Origin of the sequence: Pseudomonas guariconensis, assembly GCF_900102675.1 — a bacterium.
In the GTDB taxonomy this organism is placed as follows: domain Bacteria; phylum Pseudomonadota; class Gammaproteobacteria; order Pseudomonadales; family Pseudomonadaceae; genus Aquipseudomonas; species Aquipseudomonas guariconensis.
On the sequence record NZ_FMYX01000011.1, the window covers coordinates 184529 to 203333 of the forward strand.

Sequence of the window (18805 nt, forward strand, 5' to 3'; positions counted from 1 at the left end):
CCGGCCCTGTGCGGCATGTCCCGTTTTACCCGATAGCCCTGTAGCAGCGCGCCCTGCGCCGCTTTGCCCGAAGCCGGGCGAAGTGCTGGCCCCATTCTTGCTCGGATAAAATCGTATACGAAATACGATATAACAAAAGTGGGCGATCCATCCCCGGACATTGGGGCCGGACGCCGAGGACGAACGATCAACGGAGCGGAGCATCGATGACCTCTACGACCTCTGTGGCATCTAAAACGCTTGACCGTAAGGCGGACCATGCGCCCGCCGGTATCAAACGCGTGGTGGCTGCCGCCATGGCCGGCGCTGTGGCGGAGTGGTACGAATTCTTCCTTTATGGCACGGCCTCGGCCCTAGTCTTTGGCCAGTTGTTCTTCCGTCAGACCGGCAGCGCGATGGATGGCATCATCGCGGCCTTCGCACTGTATGCCGTGGGCTTTCTGGCGCGGCCTTTGGGGGGATTGGTGTTCGGCCACTATGGCGACAAGCTGGGGCGCAAGCACCTGCTGCAGATCAGCTTGGTGGTGGTGGGCATCACGACCTTCCTGATGGGCTGCCTGCCCACCTTCGAAAAGATCGGCTATGCCGCCCCGGTGCTGTTGGTGTTGCTGCGACTGATCCAGGGCTTTGCCTTCGGGGGCGAGTGGGGAGGCGCGGTGCTGTTGGTGTCCGAGCACAGCCCGGACAACCGTCGGGGGTATTGGGCCAGTTGGCCCCAGGCGGGTGTTCCGGCCGGTAACCTGATTGCCACGGTCATCCTGCTGATCCTGTCTTCGAGCCTCTCGGAGGCGCAATTCCTCGATTGGGGCTGGCGAGTGGCGTTCTGGTTCTCCGCGGTCGTGGTTCTGATCGGCTATTGGATCCGCAAGCGGGTGGATGATGCGCCGATCTTCAAGGAGGCGCAGGCGCGCCAACAGAAAGTGGCGCAGACGCAACTGGGCGTGGTGGAGGTGTTGACCAAGCACTGGCGTGCGGTGCTGATCGGCATCGGCGCGCGGTTTGCCGAGAACATTCTTTATTACACCGTGGTGACCTTCTCCATTACCTACCTCAAGCTCGTGGTGCACAAGGACACCTCGCAGATTTTGCTGCTGATGTTCGGCGCGCACCTACTGCACTTCTTCATGATTCCGGCCATGGGGTACCTGTCGGACATCATCGGGCGCAAGCCGGTGTACCTGGTCGGGGCGGTGCTGACCGGGTTCTGGGGCTTCGTTGGCTTTCCGATGATGGACACCGGCAATGAGTGGCTGATCATGGCCGCGATCACCTTGGGCCTGGCCATCGAGTCCATGACCTACGCGCCTTACTCAGCGCTGATGGCGGAGTTGTTCCCGACCCACGTCCGCTACACGGCGCTGTCGCTGTGCTACCAGGTCGCACCGATCCTGGCGGGTTCGCTGGCGCCGCTGATCGCGGTGACCTTGCTCAAGGAGTACAACAGCTCGACGCCGATTGCCTGGTACTTGGTGGGGGCTGCGCTGATCTCGATCGTCGCGGTGGCCGCGACCCGCGAGACCCGGGGCAAGTCATTGCGGGCGGTGGACGAGGAGTTGGCCAAGCGCTGAGACGCTGGGGGCTGAAAAGCAGCCCCCGACTTCAGAACCGATCCAAACGGTAAGGTGCAAGCGCAGGCAATTGCCCAGCTCCAGCGGGCACCGATCCGGTCATGGAGGCGACCAGTTCGGCAGTGGTCGCCGCCTGGGTAAGCCCCAGGTGCTGGTGACCGAAGGCGAGCAAAACCTTGCCGTCGCAGGCCTGGTCGATCACCGGCAGCGAGTCCGGCAGGGACGGACGAAAGCCCATCCAGGTGCTCGCCGCTTCTACATTCAGCGCGTTCTTGAACAGCCCCTCGGTCAGCCGATGCAGTTGCCATGCCCGCCGCATGTTCGGCGCTCGCTCCAGCCCTGCGAACTCCACGGTGCCGGCCAGGCGCAGGCCGCCTTGCATGGGCGTCATGATGAAGCGGCGCTCCAGGGAAGTGACAGCCATGGGCAGGCGGCCGTGCTCGTTGGGCAGCATCAGGTGATAGCCGCGTTCGGTGTCCAGCGGCACGCTCTTGCCGGTCAGTTGCTGGGTAAGTTTGGCGGAGTGGGCACCGCAGGCGATCAGTGCTTTTCGGGCATTGACCTCGCCCTTGTCGGTGCGCAGCACAACGCCATCGGCATGCACCCGGCCACCTTCGACGCGCTGGCGGGCGAAGCGAACACCCTTGTCCTGGGCCGCTTGCACCAGCGCCCTCACCACCTGGTGAGGGTCGATGAAATGACCGGTCGCGGGGAAAAACAGTGCGCCCTGGATCGATTCGGACAACTGCGGCGCCACATTTCGCACGGCGTTGGCGTCCCAGAAATCGACGGGCACGCCCTGAGCCTGCATCTTCTGCTTGAGCGCGTCGATCGCGGTGCGCGATTCAGGGCGTTCGAAGACCAGCAGGGAGCCGTCTTCCTTGAGCAACTGCGTGTTGCCGGTGGAGGCCAGCAGGCGGCGCCAGGCATCCAGGCTCGCCTCGTTGAGGGCGCGCAGGGCGGCGACGCTGTTGCGGTAGGGGCGTTGACGCAGGTTCAGCAGCAAACGTGTGAACCAGGGCAGGGCTTTGGGCAGGTAACGCCAGTCCAGGCGCAGTGGGCCCATCGGGTCCAGCAGCATGGCCGGCAAGCGCTTGAGGATGGACACGTCAGCGATGGGGAAGACCTGTTCGGTGGCCAGATGACCGGCATTGCCAAAGGATGCCCCCTGGCCCGGCTCATCCCGGTCGAGCACCAGCACCCGATGGCCCTGGCGCGACAAGGCCAGGGCGCAGGCCACGCCTACGATGCCGGCGCCGACCACGGCGATGTCATAGACCTCGTGACCGTTGCGGTGAAGTTCGTCTGAAAGCATCTGCTCACACCTCGGTGATCGTAGATTTTATACAATTGTCGTGTTCAAACCGCGCCCTGGCGACGAAGCTCAGGGCAGGGGGTCAGTGGTTCAGGCTGTTTTCCAGGACCGCGACGATGCCCTCGCAGGCTTCGCGGATGTGGCGGTCCAATAGGCGGCAGGCCGCCTCGATGTCTTTGTTGCGGGCATGTTCCAGCAGTTCTCGGTGTTCTTTTTCGGCTTTCTGGATTTCCCGCGTGTAGAGCAGCTGCATGCGGATGTAGCGATCGCACTTGGTATTGAGGTGCGTGATCATCGCCAGGGTTTCCGGCAACTGGGCCGGCGAGTACAAGGCAGTGTGGAAGGCGAAGTTCAGCTCGCTCCAGTTGTCGATGTCGCTGCCTGAATCCAGTGCGGCGTCGTATTGGTCCAGCAGGCGCTCGGCCCGGTCGAGTTCGCTTGGGGTCAGTTTCGGGATGGCCTGCGCCAGGGCCCGGCATTCGAGCAATACGCGCAGGTCGAAGAGTTCGCGGATGGTGGCGGTGGAGAGTTCGGTGGTGAATGCGCCCCGATGCGGATGGAACTGCACCAGCCCTTCGGCCTCGAGGGTCAGCAGCGCCTCGCGCACGGGGATCCGGCTGACGTCGTAGTCCCGCGCGAGCGCGTCCTGGCGCAATTGGGTGGCGCCTTTGAACTCACCGCTGAGGATGCGTTTGCGAAGATCGTCCGCAACGTGCTGGGCACGTGTCTTGAAGCTAGCCATAGTACTGTTCGAGAACCCGATTGGAATTTGCATATTGTATGCAAAGGGCAAAACCGCATCCACCGACGTCCTGTAGGTGGATGCGCCATTGCCGGTCAGCTAACCCGCTGGCCGTTGACCAAGCGGCTGAGGTTCAGCGGGTTGCCCTGCTTGATCGCCGTTGGCAGAAGGCTGTCGGGGAAGTTCTGGTAGCACACCGGACGCAGGAAACGCAGGATCGCTGCGGTGCCCACCGAGGTGCTGCGGGCATCGGAGGTGGCCGGGAACGGGCCTCCGTGGACCATCGCATCGCACACTTCAACACCCGTCGGCCAGCCATTGATCAGGATGCGTCCGGCCTTGCGTTCCAGGGTTGGCAGTAGTTTGGCAACCGCGTCGGTATCGGCATCGTCCATGTGCACGGTGGCCGTGAGCTGGCCTTCGAGTTGCTCAGCCACTTGCCTGGCCTGGGCCAGGTCGTCGCACTCGACGATCAGCGAAGAGGAGCCGAACACCTCGGCCTGCAGGGTGTGGTCACGCATGAAGTCGTGGGCAGTGGTCACGAACAGGTGCGATTGGCACTGATTGTGGCCTTCGCTCTCGGCACCTTTGGCTTGCAGGCGTGCATTGGCATTGGCTGCCAGGGCTTGGACGCCTGTGCTGTAGGCCTTGTAGATGCCGGGCGTGAGCATGGTCTGGGTTGGGCTCTTGGCGATGGCAGTGCTGGCGGTGGCGATGAAGTCGTCCAGGGCAGGGCTCTTCACTGCGATCACCAGACCCGGATTGGTGCAGAACTGGCCGGCGCCCTGGTTGAGGGAGGCGACGAAGCCTTCGGCGAGCGCGGCGCCGCGGTTGGCCAGTGCCGACTCGAACAGGAATACCGGGTTGATCGAGCTCATTTCGGCATACACCGGAATGGGCTCGCGGCGTGCCTGGGCGGCCTGGGTCAGGGCTACGCCACCGCTGCGCGAGCCGGTGAAGCCGACGGCCTTGATGCGTGGATCATTGACCAGGCCAATGCCGATTTCGGTACCGGAGCCATACAGCAGCGAGAACACCCCTTCGGGCAGTTCGCAATCCTGAACGGCCTGCTGGATGGCGCGGCCAACCAGTTCGCTGGTGCCCGGGTGGGCGCTGTGGGCCTTGACGATCACCGGGCAGCCGGCGGCGAAGGCCGAGGCGGTATCACCACCGGCCACCGAGAAGGCCAGGGGGAAGTTGCTGGCGCCGAACACCGCCACAGGGCCTAGGGCGACATGACGCTGGCGCAAGTCCGGACGCGGCAGTGGCTGGCGCTCAGGCAGCGCTTCGTCCACACGCACGTCGAGCCATTCGCCGGCACGGACGGTGCGGGCGAAGGTGCGCAGTTGGAAGCAGGTGCGACCGATTTCGCCCTGGATGCGTGCTTGCGGCAGCCCGCTTTCAGCCACGGCGCGCTGGACCAGCGTGTCGCCGAGGGCTTCGATGTTCTGGGCGATGCGTTCGAGGAAGGCGGCACGTGCTTCAAGCGAGGTATCGCGATAACGGTCGAAGGCTTCCCAGGCCAGGCTGCAGGCGAGCTCGACATGCTCACGGCTGCCGCCTGGATAGGCCGGTTCGAGCTGCGCGTTGGTGGCGGGGTTGATGGCGAAGACCGGGGCTTGTGTACCGGCGATGGCGCGTTGGCCGATCAGCAGGTTACCTGAAAGACTCATGGGGCTCTCCTGAGGTCGGGAAAGACGGATTCCCCGTCGGGCGGGACGGTGAGGACGGCGCGCCAAAGGGGGCGCGCCGCCTCAGGGAGGTGACGCGGGGCGGGATCAGACCAGGTTGTTTTCAACCGACCAGCTGGCGTACCAGCGGCGGAACTGGGCGTACTGGTTCTCCGCGTAGCGGCGCTGGCTGTCGCTCAGCACATCGGTGGCATTGAAGTGCAGGGTGTATTCCTTGTCGCCGTTCAGGACCATCAGGTGCTTGTAATACAGCACCAGGTCCACGCCTTCGTCGAAGGACGACAGAATCGCCAGCGCGCCTTCGAGCTCCAGGGCCAGGCGACGTGCCCTGGCATCACCCACGGCCGCTTCCTTGCACAGCTTGATCAAGAGCAGCACTTCACGTGGCAGTGCGTTGCCGATGCCGGTGATTGCGCCGGTGGCGTTGCACTTGACGAAACCGTGGAAGACCTGGGTGTCGACGCCTGCCATCAGCGTGACTTCTTCATCCTTGGAAGTGATGAATTCGGCGGCGTAGCTCATGGCGGCCGCGCCACCGAACTCTTTGAAGCCGATCAGGTTCGGGTGTTCGCGGCGCAGTTCGAAGAACAGGTCGGCGCGGGTGGCGAAGCCGTAGTGGGGGCTGTTGTAGATCACCGCCGGCAGGTTCGGCGCCGCGTTCAGGATGGCCTTGAAGTGTTCCTTCTGGGCCGGGATGGACGAGCCACGGGACAGTACGCGTGGGATGACCATCAGGCCGTGGGCGCCGACCTTGGCGGCGTGAGCGGCATGGGAGACGGCTTCACGGGAGTTGACCGCGCCAGTGCCGACGATAGTCGGGATGCCAGCGGCGACCAGGCGGGCCACGCCTTCCTGGCGCTCGGCTTCGGTCAGCAGCGGCCAGTCACCCATCGAGCCGCAGTACACCACGGCGCTCATGCCGATATCGATCAGCTCGCGGCCCTTTTTCACCAGCGCGTCGAAGTCTGGCTTGCGGTCCGGGGTGCAGGGGGTCATCAGGGCAGGAATGCAGCCAGTGAAGATGTTGTCAGTCATTGTGGGCTCCTTGAAGCATTCATTCAGGTCGGTCGTGAAGGAGGCGCGCATCGCACGCGACGCGCGTGGGGGTTATTGGCAGATGCCCCAGGCGAAGGGGTCCTGCTCGTCGATCAGCAGCTGGCTGTCGGCGGTGACATGGGCGCGGCCGGTGATCGAAGGGCGGATGCGCTCGCCTTCCTGTTCATAACGGCCTTCGAATCGGCTGCCGGTAATGCTGGCCTGGACCCAGGTCTGGCCTGGGGCGAGCTTGCCGTCGGCGGCCAGGCACGCGAGCTTGGCGCTGGTGCCGGTGCCGCACGGGGAACGGTCATAGGCCTTGCCCGGACACATCACGAAGTTGCGGCTGTCGGCCTGCGGGTCGGCGGCAAACAGTTCGACGTGGTCGATCACGCCGCCGTCCTCGCCGAAGATGCCGCTGGCCTCCAGAGCCTGGAGGATCGCCCAGGTGTAGGCGGTCAGCGCTTCGACGTTGGCCAGTTCCAGCACCTGGCCGTGGTCGGACACCAGGAAGAACCAGTTGCCGCCCCAGGCGATGTCGCCACGCACTTCGCCATAGCCAGGCACCTGGACCGGCACATCATGGCGGTAGCGGTAGGCCGGCACGTTGCGCACGGTGACGGCGCCATCGGCGTGCAGAGTGGCGTTGACCGGGCCGACGGGGGTGTCGATCTTGTGCTCGCCTGGTTCGATCATCCCCAGGTGATGCAGCGAGGCGACCAGGCCGATGGTGCCGTGGCCGCACATGCCCAGATAGCCGGTATTGTTGAAGAAGATGACTCCGCAGGTGGCGTCCGGCGAGACGGGCTCGCAGTAAAGGGCGCCGACCAGCACATCATTGCCGCGTGGCTCGAGCAGGGTCGCGCGGCGCCATTGGTCATGGTCGTTACGCAATGCGTCGCGCTTCTGGCTCATGGTCTGGCCGGCGACGGCAGGGAAGCCGCTCATGACCAGGCGGGTAGGTTCGCCGCCGGTGTGGGAGTCGATGACATGGATGCTTTTCATTGAAATTGTAAATCCTCTGAACGCATTCGCCGGGGGGCTGGGATGGGCGGATTGCAGATTTTATACAATGTAGATTTTATACAATCAACCCCTCATGCGTTCCCTCGGCGGATATCGATACCTGTGCAAGCGTGTTCAGCCGAGAGTGCGGTGGTGAGTTCAGCCCCGTATTTGCGGAGGGAACCCGCGCCCACAGTGACGTGCGGTCAGGTGTTTTGTCCGATGGTCAGCTGCGGGTTGCCTGTCGGTACTGGCGCGGGGTGAAGCCCGTCATGGTCTTGAACTGGCGCGAGAACGCGCTGTGGTCGGTGTAGCCGCAGCGCAGGGCGATCTCGGTGATCGGCAGGTCGGTGCGCAGCAGCAGGTGCGCCTGCTCGAGGCGTGCCTTGTGGATCATCTGCCGGGGCGTGAGGTGGAAGATGCGTTTGCAGTACCGCTCCAGTTGCGCCACCGAGAGGCCGGCGACTTCGGTCAGGTCGTCCAGCGTGATCGGGCGGTGGTAGTGCTCGCGGATGTACGTGTCCACCGCCGACAGCCGCTGGTACGCCGGGTGAGCCTGGGCGGCTGACTGCAGGTCGACGGAAATGCCGATCAGCCCCATCACCTCGCCGCGGCGATTGAGAATCGGGCGCTTGTGGGTCAGGCACCAGCCCGGCTCCTGGCTGCCGTACAGGTGCACCTCCAGTTGATCCTGCAGTACCAGGCCGCCTTCCAGGACGCGACGGTCCTGCTCGGTATAGCCCGGCCCGAGCTGTGCGGGAAAGACTTGCGCGCTGGTGCGTCCGAGCAGGGGGGCGAGGGACTTGAGGCCACAACGCTCGACCAGCGTGCGGTTTGCCATCAGGTAACGGGCCTGGGCGTCCTTGACGAAGATCACCGCATTGGGAATGGCGTCGAGCATGGGCTGCATCAGCGAGATGCAGGCCATCAGCTCCTTCATGTCTTTCGGCCGGTGGGCGGTGAGGCCTTCGCTGAAGGTGGAGAAATGCTGCTCGGGCATGGTGCGTGTCCTGAGAGAGCGAAGGCAGCCTGGGGTGCTTTCGACAGGGGCTGTGTTTGCCGTTCAGGATGCCTCGGCGGCTGGCCCTCGCGTCAAGTCGCGGCTGCAAATTGTGCTGAATTCGTCATCAGGGCTGATGAAAACCATCAAGCAATCGTGGCCGCGATCAGTTCAACCTAAAAAAGACAGAGCGTGCCAGGCACCTCGTCGGACCCTTCGATCCACAGGCGGCCATAGACCACCCGCCTCTCTGGGACGGGGTTTGTTCACCCATCGCTTAAAAACAGAGCGCCACGCACCGGACACCCGGTGAGCGCGCATTCTCGAATCGAGAGGCTGCAACTTCACCGCCCAAGCACACTGATCTGCAACACAGTTTCTGCCTATTTCAATAATCCACAAAAAAGGGCTTAGCTATGTCAGGCCAAGGTAAATTCAAGAAACAACTGTCGCTGATGGACTTGACGTTCATCGGTCTGGGGGCCATTTTCGGCTCCGGTTGGCTGTTCGCCGCCAGCCATGTGTCGGCCATCGCAGGCCCGGCAGGCATCATCTCCTGGTTGATCGGCGGCTTCGCCGTGCTGCTGCTGGGCATCGTCTACTGCGAACTGGGCGCCGCCTTGCCGCGCGCCGGTGGCGTGGTGCGCTACCCGGTCTTTTCCCACGGGCCCTTGCTGGGCTATCTGATGGGTTTCATCACCATCATCGCGTTCTCGAGCCTGGTGGCGATCGAAGTCGTCGCCTCGCGTCAGTACGCCGCGGCCTGGTTTCCACAACTGACCCATCCGGGTACCAATGACGCGACCCTGGCCGGCTGGCTGGTGCAATTCGCCCTTTTGTGCCTGTTCTTCGTGGTCAACTACCGCAGCGTCAAGACCTTCGCCAAGGCCAACAACCTGATCAGCACGTTCAAGTTCATCGTGCCGCTGCTGGTCATCGTCGTGCTCTACAGCTTCTTCCGCCCGGAAAACCTCGAGGTTCAGGGCTTCGCGCCGTTCGGCATGTCCGGCATCGAAATGGCGGTCTCCGGCGGTGGCATCATCTTCGCGTACCTGGGGCTGACGCCAATCATCTCGGTGGCCAGCGAAGTGCGTAATCCGCAACGAACCATTCCTATCGCGCTGATCCTCTCGGTGCTGTTGTCCACCGCCATCTATGTGCTGCTGCAAGTGGCGTTCCTGGGCAGTGTGCCGACCGAGATGCTGGCTAATGGCTGGGGCCTGATCAACAAGGAGTTCTCGCTGCCTTACCGCGACATCGCCGTCGCCTTGGGCGTGGGTTGGCTGGCTTACCTGGTGGTCGCCGACGCGGTGATCTCGCCGAGCGGCTGCGGCAACATCTACATGAACGCCACGCCACGGGTCATCTACGGCTGGGCGCGGACCGGCACCTTCTTCAAGGTGTTCACCCGCATCGACGAGAAATCCGGCATCCCGCGCCCGGCGTTGTGGCTTACCTTCGGCCTGTCGATCTTCTGGACCCTGCCGTTCCCTTCCTGGGAGGCGCTGATCAACGTGGTATCGGCAGCCCTGGTGCTGAGCTACGCGGTCGCTCCGGTCTCGGTCGCCGCCTTGCGCCGCAGCGCACCCGACCTGGAGCGCCCATTCCGCGTCAAGGCCATGAGCGTGCTGGGGCCGGTGTCGTTCATCATCGCTTCGTTGATCGTCTACTGGTCGGGCTGGAGCACGGTGTCCTGGCTGCTGAGCCTGCAGATCCTGATGTTCGTCGTCTATCTGTTGGCCGGCCGTTTCGTGCCCACCGAACACCTGTCGCTCAAGCAGCAAGTGCATTCGTCGCTGTGGCTGGTGGGCTTCTACGCGATGATCATCGTGTTCTCCAAACTCGGCAGTTTCGGTGGCATCGGCGTGCTCGCCCATCCGCTGGACAATGTCGTCGTTGGCCTGTGCTCCCTGGGCATCTACTACTGGGGCGCACGCACCGGCGTGCCGGCACACCTGTTGCGTCTGGATGCCGATGAAGAGGAAGAACAACCGAACGTCCAGCCAAGCGCCAAAGGATTCACCACCGCCCACGCACGCTGAGTCGCAGGTCGACTCCGCCACGCCTGGCATTTTCACGCACGCACCGCGGCAGCCTAGGGCTGCCGCGGTCGCATTCAGGGAGTAATCGCAAATGAATGACAGGGTCCACATGACGCTCGAAGAGGTCCATGCACTGGCCGTCAGCGCGCTGTTGGCCAACGGCATGTCTACTGCCCATGCCCAGGCCATCGCCGAAGTGATCACCCAAGGTCAACGCGACGAGTGCCATTCCCATGGCCTGTACCGGGTGCTGGTGTGCGTGCGTTCGCTGCGATCTGGCAAGGCCGATCCGGCGGTGCTGCCGACGCTGCATGACGTCGGGCCTTCGATCGTCAAGGTCGATGCCCACCAGGGCTACTCGTTGCTGGCCTTCCAGACCGGCCTTCCCGTGCTGGTGGAAAAGGCCCGTCGGCAGGGCATTGCTGCCCTGGTGATTCGCAACTGCTTCCACTTTTCTGCATTGTGGCCGGAGGTGGAGGCCATCGCCGCCCATGGCCTGGTCGGCATGGCGATGACCCCGAGCCACAGCTGGGTAGCGCCGGCAGGAGGCAAGCGGGGCGTGTTCGGCACCAACCCGTTGGCGTTCGCCTGGCCGCGCCCGGCTGGCGAGCCGTTCGTCTTCGACTTCGCCACCAGTGCCATCGCCCGGGGGGACATCGAGCTGCATGCGCGGGAGGGCAAGCCGATCCCCGATGGCTGGGCGCTGGACAGCGAGGGCCAGCCGACCAACGACGCCAGCGCTGCGCTGGCCGGCGCGATGCAGACCTTCGGTGGACACAAGGGATCGGCCCTGGCGGCCATGATCGAGCTGCTGGCAGGCGCACTGATTGGCGACATGACCAGCCTTGAGTCCATGGCCTTCGATGGCGGCGCCGGTGCCACGCCCTGCCATGGCGAACTGTTGCTGGCGTTTGACCCCAAGGCGTTTCTCGGCGACGACCTCGAAGCCGGGTTGCAGCGGGCAGAGCATCTGTTCGCCGCCATCACCGACCAGGGGGCACGCTTGCCTTCCCAGCGGCGCTTCAATGCTCGCAAGCGCTCGTTGGCCCAAGGCGTCTGGGTGAATCGTCAGGTCGTCGAGGACATTCGACGCCTGCTGTGAAGTGGACTTCAAGCGTTACCTGAATACAACTAGGCGTTGGTTGCAACGTGCAAGTAACGTTCGAACATTTGTTTTAATCGGATGTTGCTTGCGTTGCTATTTGCATGGCTCGCTAGTTAAAAACAATCCAATTGGATAACGGTGCGTTATGTGCGCTCAGGAAGTTGCCGACTCTTGTTATGGCACCATGAAAACGGCGTTTATTTTTTTTGACAAAGTGGTTAATATCGCGCCGCCATCAGTGCGATGGTGAATTATAAATTAAAGGATTTAGTAATGAAAAAGCTGATCAAAGCCACTGCCGCTGTTGCTGTCATTTCGGGCGTGGCCCTGCTCTCCGGCTGCACCGGCCAAGTCTACAACCAGCCAAAGAACTGCTCGTACGACTACCTGTTCCACCCATCGGTTTCCATTTCCAAAGTTATCGGTGGTTGCGGCCCGATCGACAAGCTGCCACAACAGCAGTAATTTTGGATGTACGGATTACACCTCGATTGGGTGTAATCAGAACCCCCCTCTCTTAATGGAGTAGGGGGTTTTTTATTGCCCGAGCCCAATAAGTAGTGGCGCTATGATATTAGTTGTTGAGGTCCAACCATCCAAACCAAAAGCACAACTAACTAACACAGTGACTTGGCCATCTCGGCAGTGGCCTTCCATCCCTGTGCCTCATACACCGGCCGGCCAACTTCCGTTGCGTGCAGTACCCCAAAGCCAACCCCACGCGCGAGGAACTCAGCCTCGGCCAGTCGCATCAAGGCCGACGCCAACCCCCGCCGCCGGTAGGCCGGTTCGACGAACACATTGAGCACATAACCGCGCTGATCCTGGTTCGGATGGGAAGGGTGGGGCGGCCAGTCGATGCTCATCAGACCGATCGCCGCCGCGTTGACTGCTCCGTCCATCAAGGCGAACCCGTAGTAGCGCCCATCGGTCAGGCGCGGCAGCAGCCAGGGCCGAAAGTGTTCGGTCATCACACGCAGTTGCGAAGGATCGCCCCCGGCCTCCAGGAACATCCGTTCTCGGTGGTCACAGATCATCGCGTGGTCGTTCACTTCCAGCCTGCGAGGTGTCAGGCCCGAGAAATCGATATCGCAGGGGAATTCATTCATGCGCTGCACTCCGACGGAGTGACCGATGCTAGTGCAGGCCCATCCCGGGCGTTAGTGACAGATCCGCAGGAAACCGGCCATACAGTGCTCTGGACATGGATGAGCGCAACCGATGACTACAGCATCAACCGCCGGCTGAACTTGGTTTCCATGACGATATGCGAGGCGGTGTGCGCCACGCCCTTGATCATGTTGATGCGGGTGAGCTCGGCGTTGAGCTCGCCCAAAGTGTGGGTGGCCAGGTGGATGATGAAGTCTGTTTCGCCGGATACGGCATACACCGCCTGGACCGCCTCCATCTTGCGCAAGGAGGTCATCACATCGGTGTAGCTCTTGTTGGTGCAGGAGGTCATGGTGAAGCAGTTGATGGTTTGCTGCAGCTTGTCCTGGTCGATGCGCACGCTGTAGCCGGTGATCACACCGGCTTTTTCCAGGCGAGCGATGCGCTCTTGCACTGCCGAACGCGAGACGCCGAGCTTGCGTGCCAGCGAGGCGGTGGGCTCGCGCGCGTTGGCTTGCAGCAGCGCGAGCAATTGCCGGTCTTTTTCGGTCAGGCTGAACAGTGAACCGGGGGTTTGCGCATCCATGGACGTGGGCCTTGATCAGGTGGTCAGTACTTGATGGCCCGCCGTTGCGACCGCGCCTCCTGGAACTTGTCCATCAGCTTGAGGCCGGCATAGACCGTCTGTGCCGCCGCAGGGCCAAAGGGGCCGCCGTTCCATTCCAGGCCATAGGCATCGAACAGGCGGTAGCGGTCCGTTTCGCCGCAGATGGCCTCGGCCACCACGCGCGCCCCGACAGGTGCGGTGTTCATACCATGGCCCCCAAACGATGCACAAGACCACCGCCCCGCGCCCAACGGGCCGATATGCGGCATCTTGTGGCGGGCGTAGCCCATCAGGCCCGACCAGGCCTTTTCGATCTTCAGGCCGCGCAGTTGTGGGTAGACAGCGAGGATGTCCTGGGTCAGCAGTTGCCCCAGACGCTTTTCATCCTGCAAGTTGCGCGTGGTGATGTGTCCGCCCCAGAGCAGGCGGTCGCCATCGACGATGCGGTAGTAGTCCGAGGCGCGGCGGTTGTCGCCGACTGCATCGGTGGTACGAACCACGTCCGCGAGGCGCTCGCCCAGGCGTTCGGTCAGCACCACGTAGGTGGCAATCGGCAGGAAGGCGCGACGCAGCGGGCCGAACTCTGGGCCGCCATAGCCGCCGCAGCAGTACACCACCTCAGCGCATTCGACGCTGCCCTGTGCGGTGATCACCTGATGGCGCCCGGCGCGGCTTTCGACCCGAACCATCGGCGACTGCTCATGGATCCTGCCACCTTTGAGTTCGATCAGCTCGGCCAGGCCCAGGCAGTAGTTCAGGGGATGGAAATGAAAGCCGTGGCTGTCGCGCAGCCCCTGGAAGTACCGGTCAGTGTTGAGTTTGTCGCGGATCGCCCGAGTGTCGAGGTACTCCATTTCAAAACCGAACTCGCGCGCCAGACGATCGCGCTGGCGTTGGAGGTTGTCGCCGTCGTCATAGCGCACCACGCTAAGCTTGCCCGTGGTGGGCGCGCAACCGGGTAGCCCATGTTGAGCGATCATCGCTCGCACGATGTCGACGCCTTCGAGCGAGAGGCGGAACAACGCCCCGGCCGTATGGGTACCGCAGCGTCGTTCGATTGCCGACAGGCCTTCGGACCAGCCCTGCAGTACGAAGCCGCCGTTGCGACCGGAGGCGCCCCAGGCCACGCGGGCTGCCTCCAGCAGCACCACCGAGCGCCCTCGGGCAAGCAGCTCCCAGGCCGTGCTCAGGCCCGCCAGGCCGCCACCGATGATGCACACATCTGCCTGCGCCTTGCCCGCCAGTGTCGGGCGCGAAGGGGCAGGGCGCATGGTGGCGGTGTAATAGTTGTTGGTGTAGCTGGACATCGAGTCGGTCATCCTTTTTTCGAGGCGCAGGCGGGCCGTGCGCCCTTCGTGATGAAGGGCGTGGGCCGGGCAGTCAGGGGTTACTGGACGCGGGTAAGGTCGGTGCCGTACCACTTCTCGGAGAGTTGCTTGAGTGTGCCGTCCGACTTCATGTCGGCGATGATCTTGGCCAGTTGGGCATTGAAGGCTTCGTCACCTTTGTCCACGGCGATGGCCAGGGGCTCGTAGTAGGCGGGCTTGCCCTCCACCGGCACGATCGGATACCCGTGCTTGATGGCCCCCATCACCGTGGGCAGGGCGGACAGCGTGGCATCCAGGCGCGTGCCGTTGCCCATGCGTAGGTCGTCGAGCGGGCCCATGCTATCGCCATAGGTCTGCACGTCGCCGGGCTCGAGGCTGTAGCTGAACGGCGGCACGTCTGCGGCGTCGATCTTCAGCCGACGATTGATGTAATCCTCGGAGGTGGTGCCCGCTTCGACACCGATGGTCTTGCCGTTGAGGTCGGCGACTTGGGTACCGGCGGCGTCTTTGTGCACGGCGAAGACGTATGGGGTGTAGTAGTAGATGGCAGGGAAGTCGAGCACCCGGCCACGTTCGGTGGTCGGCGTCATGGAGCCGACCGACAGGTCCCAGCGGCTGGACCAGTGCCCGGCGGTGATGATGCCGTACTCCGGCGTGACGAACGTCACCTTGCTGCCGATGCGGCGGCCGATCTCGTTGGCCACATCGATGTCGAAACCTTTCAAGGTGTTGTCCTCGCCCAGGAATGACTGGGGCGGCCAGTTCGCGGCGGTGGCCACTTTCAGGACCTTGCTTTGCTGGATTCGGTCCAGGGTCGCGCCTGCCCAGGCGGCGCAGGTGGTGATCGACAAGGCGCTGGCGACGGCGGCGGCAGCGAAGATACGAGCAACTGAGGTCATCGGTACGTCTCCGGTTACACGGTAGTGGGTGTCGAATGCGTGCGGTAGCAAGGTGTGGTTTCAGTGGCTGAGGATTTGCGAGAGGAACTCCCGGGCCCGCGCATGCTGGGGGTTGTCGAAGAAGTCGTTGGGTTTGGCCTGCTCGATGATGCGGCCTTGGTCCATGAAGATGATCCGGTCGGCGACCTTGCGGGCGAACCCCATCTCATGGGTCACGCACAGCATCGTGATGCCGTCCTGGGCCAGCTCGCCCATGACGTCGAGCACTTCCTTGACCATTTCCGGGTCCAGCGCCGAAGTGGGCTCGTCGAACAGCATGATGCGCGGGCGCATGCACAGGGCGCGGGCGATGGCGACACGCTGCTGTTGGCCACCTGACAACTGGCCGGGGAACTTGTCGGCCTGGCTCTTGATACGTACTCGATCGAGGTACTCGTAGGCCAGTGCGCGTGCCTGGGCCTCGCTGAGCTTGCTCACCAGCCGTGGGCCGAGCATCAGGTTTTCCAGCACGGTCAGGTGCGGGAACAGGTTGAACTGCTGGAACACCATGCCCACCTGGCGGCGGATCCCGGCTACGCTGTCGGCGCTGCGGGTCAACGGGGCGCCGGCGATGAGCACCTGGCCTTTCTGAAAGTCCTCGAGCAGGTTGAGGCAGCGGATCAATGTGGATTTGCCTGACCCTGAAGGGCCGCAGACGACCACGATTTCTCCGCTGGCGATCTCCAGATCGATGCCCTTGAGCACATGGAAGTCGCCGTACCATTTTTGCAGGTCACGGATCGAGACTGCAGCGTGTGGCGCCGCGCAGGCGAAGGCTTGATTCATCGTGATGCTCCTTGTTCAGCGGTGGGCGCGGTCGAAGCGTTTTTCGAGGCGGGCCTGGACGGTCTCCAGGACAATCGACAGCAGCCAATAGAGCACGGCGGCGGTGATGAGCATTTCCAGGTGGCGGAACTCGGCGCGTCCCTGGGTGCGAGCCAGGAACATCAGCTCCCAGACGCCGATCACCGAGACCAGCGAGCTGTCCTTGAGCATCGAGATGAACTGGTTGCCGGTCGGCGGAATGATCAAGCGCATCGACTGCGGCAGGATCACCCGGCTCATGGTCTGCCAGGGCGTCAGACCGATTGCCCGCGAAGCTTCCCACTGGCCCCTCGGGATGCTGCTGATACCGGCGCGGAAGATTTCAGTCATGTAGGCGCCGTAGCACAGCGACAGCGCCAGTACCCCGGCAGGCACTGCGCCGACCACGTAGCCGAGCTGTGGAATGCCCAGGTAGATCAGGTAGATCTGGATCAACAGCGGCACGCCGCGGAAGAACGACGTGTAGAAGCTGGCGATGGCGATGGCGAAGCCGTTGGTGGACAACCGCGCCGTGGCGCCCAGCAGGGCCAGGACGAACGCGATGGCAATAGACAGAGTGGAAACATAGACGGTGGTGAACACCCCTTGGGTGATCATGTAGCCGACCTTGCTGGCGATGAAGCTGTAAGACAGGTTGAAGGTGTCGAAGAACAGCAAGAACAGCACCAGCAGTTCACACCAGACCGTGATGATCTGCGCCCGCAACGGGAAGCGTCCGAGGATGAACAGGTTCAGGACCAGCGTGGTCGAGAGGGTGGCCGCCACGGCGATATTGCGCAGCAAGGGGGCTTGCAGGTCGAGCACGATCGGCCCCATGAGCCGGGCCAGGCTGCCTTCACCTACGCCAGAGAAGAGCGCGACGACGAAGATGACGACAGCGATCGTTCCCATGAACGCGACGTTATCGGTCGCACGCGTTTTGACTATGTGGTCTTTGTACATTGTCTTCGTGCCTCTGCGGGGGTGAGCCCCTTTGTTGTTGTGGGTCCATTATCGGTGGGCAAAACGTCGGGCGGCACCTTGCGATCTGCATGGGTCAAAGGGTTTTTTGGGGCGTTTGTAGGAGGCGTACCCCTACAGATGCAGGTGAGCCTTTGAAATCTGCCAGGCATGAGGGCGCGCGAAGGCGTTGCGTGCCGCAGGTCGGAAAACCGCTAAGGGGTACTCAAGAACCGAGCGTGGGCAGCCGATAGCGAATGGGTAGAACCCCGCGACGGCGGGGTGAGCGTGCAACCTTCAAAAAAAAGAAAAATCACCAAGGTCTCTGAACATGAACCTGAAATTCCGCCACAAGATTCTGCTCAGTGCCTGTGGCATCGTGGTATTGGCGTTTGCCTTGTTTACCCTCTACAACGACTACCTGCAGCGCAACATCATCCGCCAGAACATCGAGTCGTCCGTGCAACAGGCGGGCGCCCTGACCGCCAGCAGCGTGCAGAACTGGATGTCCGGACGCATCCTGGTACTGGAAAACCTGGCCCAGGACATCGCCCAGCAGGGCGCCGGCGAGAACCTGGCCGGGTTGATCGAGCAACCGTCCTACACCAGTAACTTCCTCTTCACCTACCTGGGCCATGCCACTGGCGTGTTCACCCAGCGTCCCGACACGCAGATGCCCGATGGCTACGACCCGCGCCAACGGCCTTGGTACAACGCGGCAACCAGTGCCGGCCATACGGTGATCACAGCTCCCTACCAAGGCGCTGTCGGTGGCCTGATGGTCACCATTGCCTCGCCCGTCAAAAGCCGCGCCGACGGCGCCCTGCTTGGGGTGGTCGGTGGCGACCTGACCCTGGATACCTTGGTGAAGATCATCAACTCGGTAGACTTCGGCGGCATCGGCCACGCCTTCCTCGCCGATCGCAACGGCCAGGTCATCGTCAGCCCCGACAAGGACCAGTTGATGAAGAACCTCAAGGACATCTACCCCGATGCCGCCTTGAAGGTCGAGCCAGGCATGCAGGACGTCACCCTCAACGGCCAGGATCGGATCATCTCCTTCGCTCCGGTCGAAGGCCTGCCTTCGGCGCAGTGGTATATCGGTCTGTCCATCGACAAAGACAAAGCCTACGCCGCACTGAGCCAGTTCCGTACTTCGGCGATCATCGCCATGCTCATCGCCGTGGCTGCCATCGCCGGCCTGCTGGGCCTGCTCATTCCGGTGCTGATGCGTCCGCTGACCACCATGGGCCGCGCCATGCAGGACATCGCCGAAGGCGAAGGCGACCTGACCCGCCGCCTGGCGGTGCAGCACAAGGACGAGTTCGGCGAGCTGGCCACGTCGTTCAACCGCTTCGTCGAGCGCATCCACGCCTCGATCAGCGAGGTGTCCTCGGCCACCCGCCTGGTGCATGACCTGTCGGAGAAGGTGGTTCACGCCTCCAATGCTTCGATCATCGGCTCCGAGGAGCAGAGCATGCGCACCAACAGCGTCGCCGCGGCGATCAACCAGCTGGGCGCAGCCACCCAGGAAATCGCCCGCAATGCCGCCGAT

17 protein-coding genes are annotated in these 18805 nt (G+C 63.0%); 5 read left to right on the forward strand and 12 right to left on the reverse strand.

The features are described 5' to 3' along the window. Positions 1–206 precede the first annotated feature (206 nt). The gene (gene abaF, locus BLS27_RS18520; RefSeq protein ID WP_043214705.1) at positions 207–1568 is read left to right on the forward strand and encodes a fosfomycin efflux MFS transporter AbaF; all 1362 of its coding nucleotides are present in this window, start codon (positions 207–209) and stop codon (positions 1566–1568) included. A gap of 31 nt (positions 1569–1599) precedes the next feature. On the opposite strand, the gene BLS27_RS18525 is transcribed toward abaF, so the two are convergent. The 6 genes from BLS27_RS18525 to BLS27_RS18550 all read right to left on the reverse strand — a co-directional run bounded on the left by BLS27_RS18525 (position 1600) and on the right by BLS27_RS18550 (position 8296). Continuing rightward, positions 1600–2883: an NAD(P)/FAD-dependent oxidoreductase gene (locus BLS27_RS18525; RefSeq protein WP_090346142.1), complete on the reverse strand. Its 1284-nt coding sequence runs from the start codon at positions 2881–2883 to the stop codon at positions 1600–1602. Positions 2884–2965: 82 nt separating this feature from the next. Further along, positions 2966–3625 carry a GntR family transcriptional regulator gene (locus tag BLS27_RS18530; RefSeq protein WP_043214709.1) on the reverse strand — a complete coding sequence of 220 codons (660 nt, stop codon included), beginning with the start codon at positions 3623–3625 and terminating at the stop codon, positions 2966–2968. A 95-nt stretch (positions 3626–3720) separates the two neighbouring features. Next, positions 3721–5298: an aldehyde dehydrogenase (NADP(+)) gene (locus tag BLS27_RS18535; protein WP_043214711.1), complete on the reverse strand. Its 1578-nt coding sequence runs from the start codon at positions 5296–5298 to the stop codon at positions 3721–3723. A 105-nt stretch (positions 5299–5403) separates the two neighbouring features. Beyond that, positions 5404–6351 carry a dihydrodipicolinate synthase family protein gene (locus tag BLS27_RS18540; RefSeq protein WP_043214714.1) on the reverse strand — a complete coding sequence of 316 codons (948 nt, stop codon included), beginning with the start codon at positions 6349–6351 and terminating at the stop codon, positions 5404–5406. 72 nt (positions 6352–6423) lie between these two features. Beyond that, on the reverse strand, positions 6424–7356 hold the full coding sequence (locus tag BLS27_RS18545; protein WP_090346145.1) for a 4-hydroxyproline epimerase: 933 nt from the start codon (positions 7354–7356) through the stop codon (positions 6424–6426). Positions 7357–7582: 226 nt separating this feature from the next. After that, positions 7583–8296: an AraC family transcriptional regulator gene (locus BLS27_RS18550; protein ID WP_324834976.1), complete on the reverse strand. Its 714-nt coding sequence runs from the start codon at positions 8294–8296 to the stop codon at positions 7583–7585. 476 nt (positions 8297–8772) lie between these two features. Between BLS27_RS18550 and BLS27_RS18555 the strand changes: the two genes are divergently transcribed. From BLS27_RS18555 to BLS27_RS18565, 3 genes are all read left to right on the forward strand, one after another. Beyond that, positions 8773–10398 (forward strand): APC family permease, encoded by a 1626-nt coding sequence (locus BLS27_RS18555; RefSeq protein ID WP_043214720.1) that lies wholly within the window; start codon positions 8773–8775, stop codon positions 10396–10398. A gap of 91 nt (positions 10399–10489) precedes the next feature. After that, entirely contained in the window at positions 10490–11500 is a 1011-nt protein-coding gene (locus tag BLS27_RS18560) for an Ldh family oxidoreductase (RefSeq protein ID WP_090346148.1), read from the forward strand. A gap of 276 nt (positions 11501–11776) precedes the next feature. Next, positions 11777–11968 carry a YhfL family protein gene (locus BLS27_RS18565; RefSeq protein ID WP_043214725.1) on the forward strand — a complete coding sequence of 64 codons (192 nt, stop codon included), beginning with the start codon at positions 11777–11779 and terminating at the stop codon, positions 11966–11968. A 152-nt stretch (positions 11969–12120) separates the two neighbouring features. Here BLS27_RS18565 and BLS27_RS18570 read toward each other — a convergent pair whose 3' ends face one another. From BLS27_RS18570 to BLS27_RS18595, 6 genes are all read right to left on the reverse strand, one after another. Continuing rightward, a complete protein-coding gene (locus BLS27_RS18570; protein WP_043214726.1) occupies positions 12121–12612 on the reverse strand; it encodes a GNAT family N-acetyltransferase in 492 nt (163 codons plus the stop codon). A 116-nt stretch (positions 12613–12728) separates the two neighbouring features. Next, positions 12729–13199 (reverse strand): Lrp/AsnC family transcriptional regulator, encoded by a 471-nt coding sequence (locus BLS27_RS18575; protein WP_043214728.1) that lies wholly within the window; start codon positions 13197–13199, stop codon positions 12729–12731. A 23-nt stretch (positions 13200–13222) separates the two neighbouring features. After that, positions 13223–14527, reverse strand: a complete 1305-nt coding sequence (locus tag BLS27_RS18580; RefSeq protein ID WP_043214730.1) for an NAD(P)/FAD-dependent oxidoreductase — start codon at positions 14525–14527, stop codon at positions 13223–13225. A gap of 80 nt (positions 14528–14607) precedes the next feature. Further along, a complete protein-coding gene (locus BLS27_RS18585; RefSeq protein WP_090346151.1) occupies positions 14608–15447 on the reverse strand; it encodes an ABC transporter substrate-binding protein in 840 nt (279 codons plus the stop codon). A gap of 60 nt (positions 15448–15507) precedes the next feature. After that, positions 15508–16272, reverse strand: a complete 765-nt coding sequence (locus BLS27_RS18590; protein ID WP_043214733.1) for an amino acid ABC transporter ATP-binding protein — start codon at positions 16270–16272, stop codon at positions 15508–15510. A gap of 15 nt (positions 16273–16287) precedes the next feature. Then, entirely contained in the window at positions 16288–17253 is a 966-nt protein-coding gene (locus tag BLS27_RS18595) for an amino acid ABC transporter permease (RefSeq protein ID WP_070574336.1), read from the reverse strand. A gap of 328 nt (positions 17254–17581) precedes the next feature. Here BLS27_RS18595 and BLS27_RS18600 point away from each other — a divergent pair. Next, on the forward strand, positions 17582–18805 hold a 1224-nt coding region (locus BLS27_RS18600), incomplete at its 3' end, for a methyl-accepting chemotaxis protein (RefSeq protein ID WP_139205761.1).

What these genes read in the sequence shown, in the direction of transcription:
- abaF (WP_043214705.1), top strand. Translation starts at nt 207, where the DNA reads ATGACCTCTACGACCTCTGTGGCATCTAAAACGCTTGACCGTAAGGCG.
- BLS27_RS18525 (WP_090346142.1), bottom strand. Translation starts at nt 2,883, where the DNA reads ATGCTTTCAGACGAACTTCACCGCAACGGTCACGAGGTCTATGACATC.
- BLS27_RS18530 (WP_043214709.1), bottom strand. Translation starts at nt 3,625, where the DNA reads ATGGCTAGCTTCAAGACACGTGCCCAGCACGTTGCGGACGATCTTCGC.
- BLS27_RS18535 (WP_043214711.1), bottom strand. Translation starts at nt 5,298, where the DNA reads ATGAGTCTTTCAGGTAACCTGCTGATCGGCCAACGCGCCATCGCCGGT.
- BLS27_RS18540 (WP_043214714.1), bottom strand. Translation starts at nt 6,351, where the DNA reads ATGACTGACAACATCTTCACTGGCTGCATTCCTGCCCTGATGACCCCC.
- BLS27_RS18545 (WP_090346145.1), bottom strand. Translation starts at nt 7,356, where the DNA reads ATGAAAAGCATCCATGTCATCGACTCCCACACCGGCGGCGAACCTACC.
- BLS27_RS18550 (WP_324834976.1), bottom strand. Translation starts at nt 8,296, where the DNA reads ATGAAGGAGCTGATGGCCTGCATCTCGCTGATGCAGCCCATGCTCGAC.
- BLS27_RS18555 (WP_043214720.1), top strand. Translation starts at nt 8,773, where the DNA reads ATGTCAGGCCAAGGTAAATTCAAGAAACAACTGTCGCTGATGGACTTG.
- BLS27_RS18560 (WP_090346148.1), top strand. Translation starts at nt 10,490, where the DNA reads ATGAATGACAGGGTCCACATGACGCTCGAAGAGGTCCATGCACTGGCC.
- BLS27_RS18565 (WP_043214725.1), top strand. Translation starts at nt 11,777, where the DNA reads ATGAAAAAGCTGATCAAAGCCACTGCCGCTGTTGCTGTCATTTCGGGC.
- BLS27_RS18570 (WP_043214726.1), bottom strand. Translation starts at nt 12,612, where the DNA reads ATGAATGAATTCCCCTGCGATATCGATTTCTCGGGCCTGACACCTCGC.
- BLS27_RS18575 (WP_043214728.1), bottom strand. Translation starts at nt 13,199, where the DNA reads ATGGATGCGCAAACCCCCGGTTCACTGTTCAGCCTGACCGAAAAAGAC.
- BLS27_RS18580 (WP_043214730.1), bottom strand. Translation starts at nt 14,527, where the DNA reads ATGTCCAGCTACACCAACAACTATTACACCGCCACCATGCGCCCTGCC.
- BLS27_RS18585 (WP_090346151.1), bottom strand. Translation starts at nt 15,447, where the DNA reads ATGACCTCAGTTGCTCGTATCTTCGCTGCCGCCGCCGTCGCCAGCGCC.
- BLS27_RS18590 (WP_043214733.1), bottom strand. Translation starts at nt 16,272, where the DNA reads ATGAATCAAGCCTTCGCCTGCGCGGCGCCACACGCTGCAGTCTCGATC.
- BLS27_RS18595 (WP_070574336.1), bottom strand. Translation starts at nt 17,253, where the DNA reads ATGTACAAAGACCACATAGTCAAAACGCGTGCGACCGATAACGTCGCG.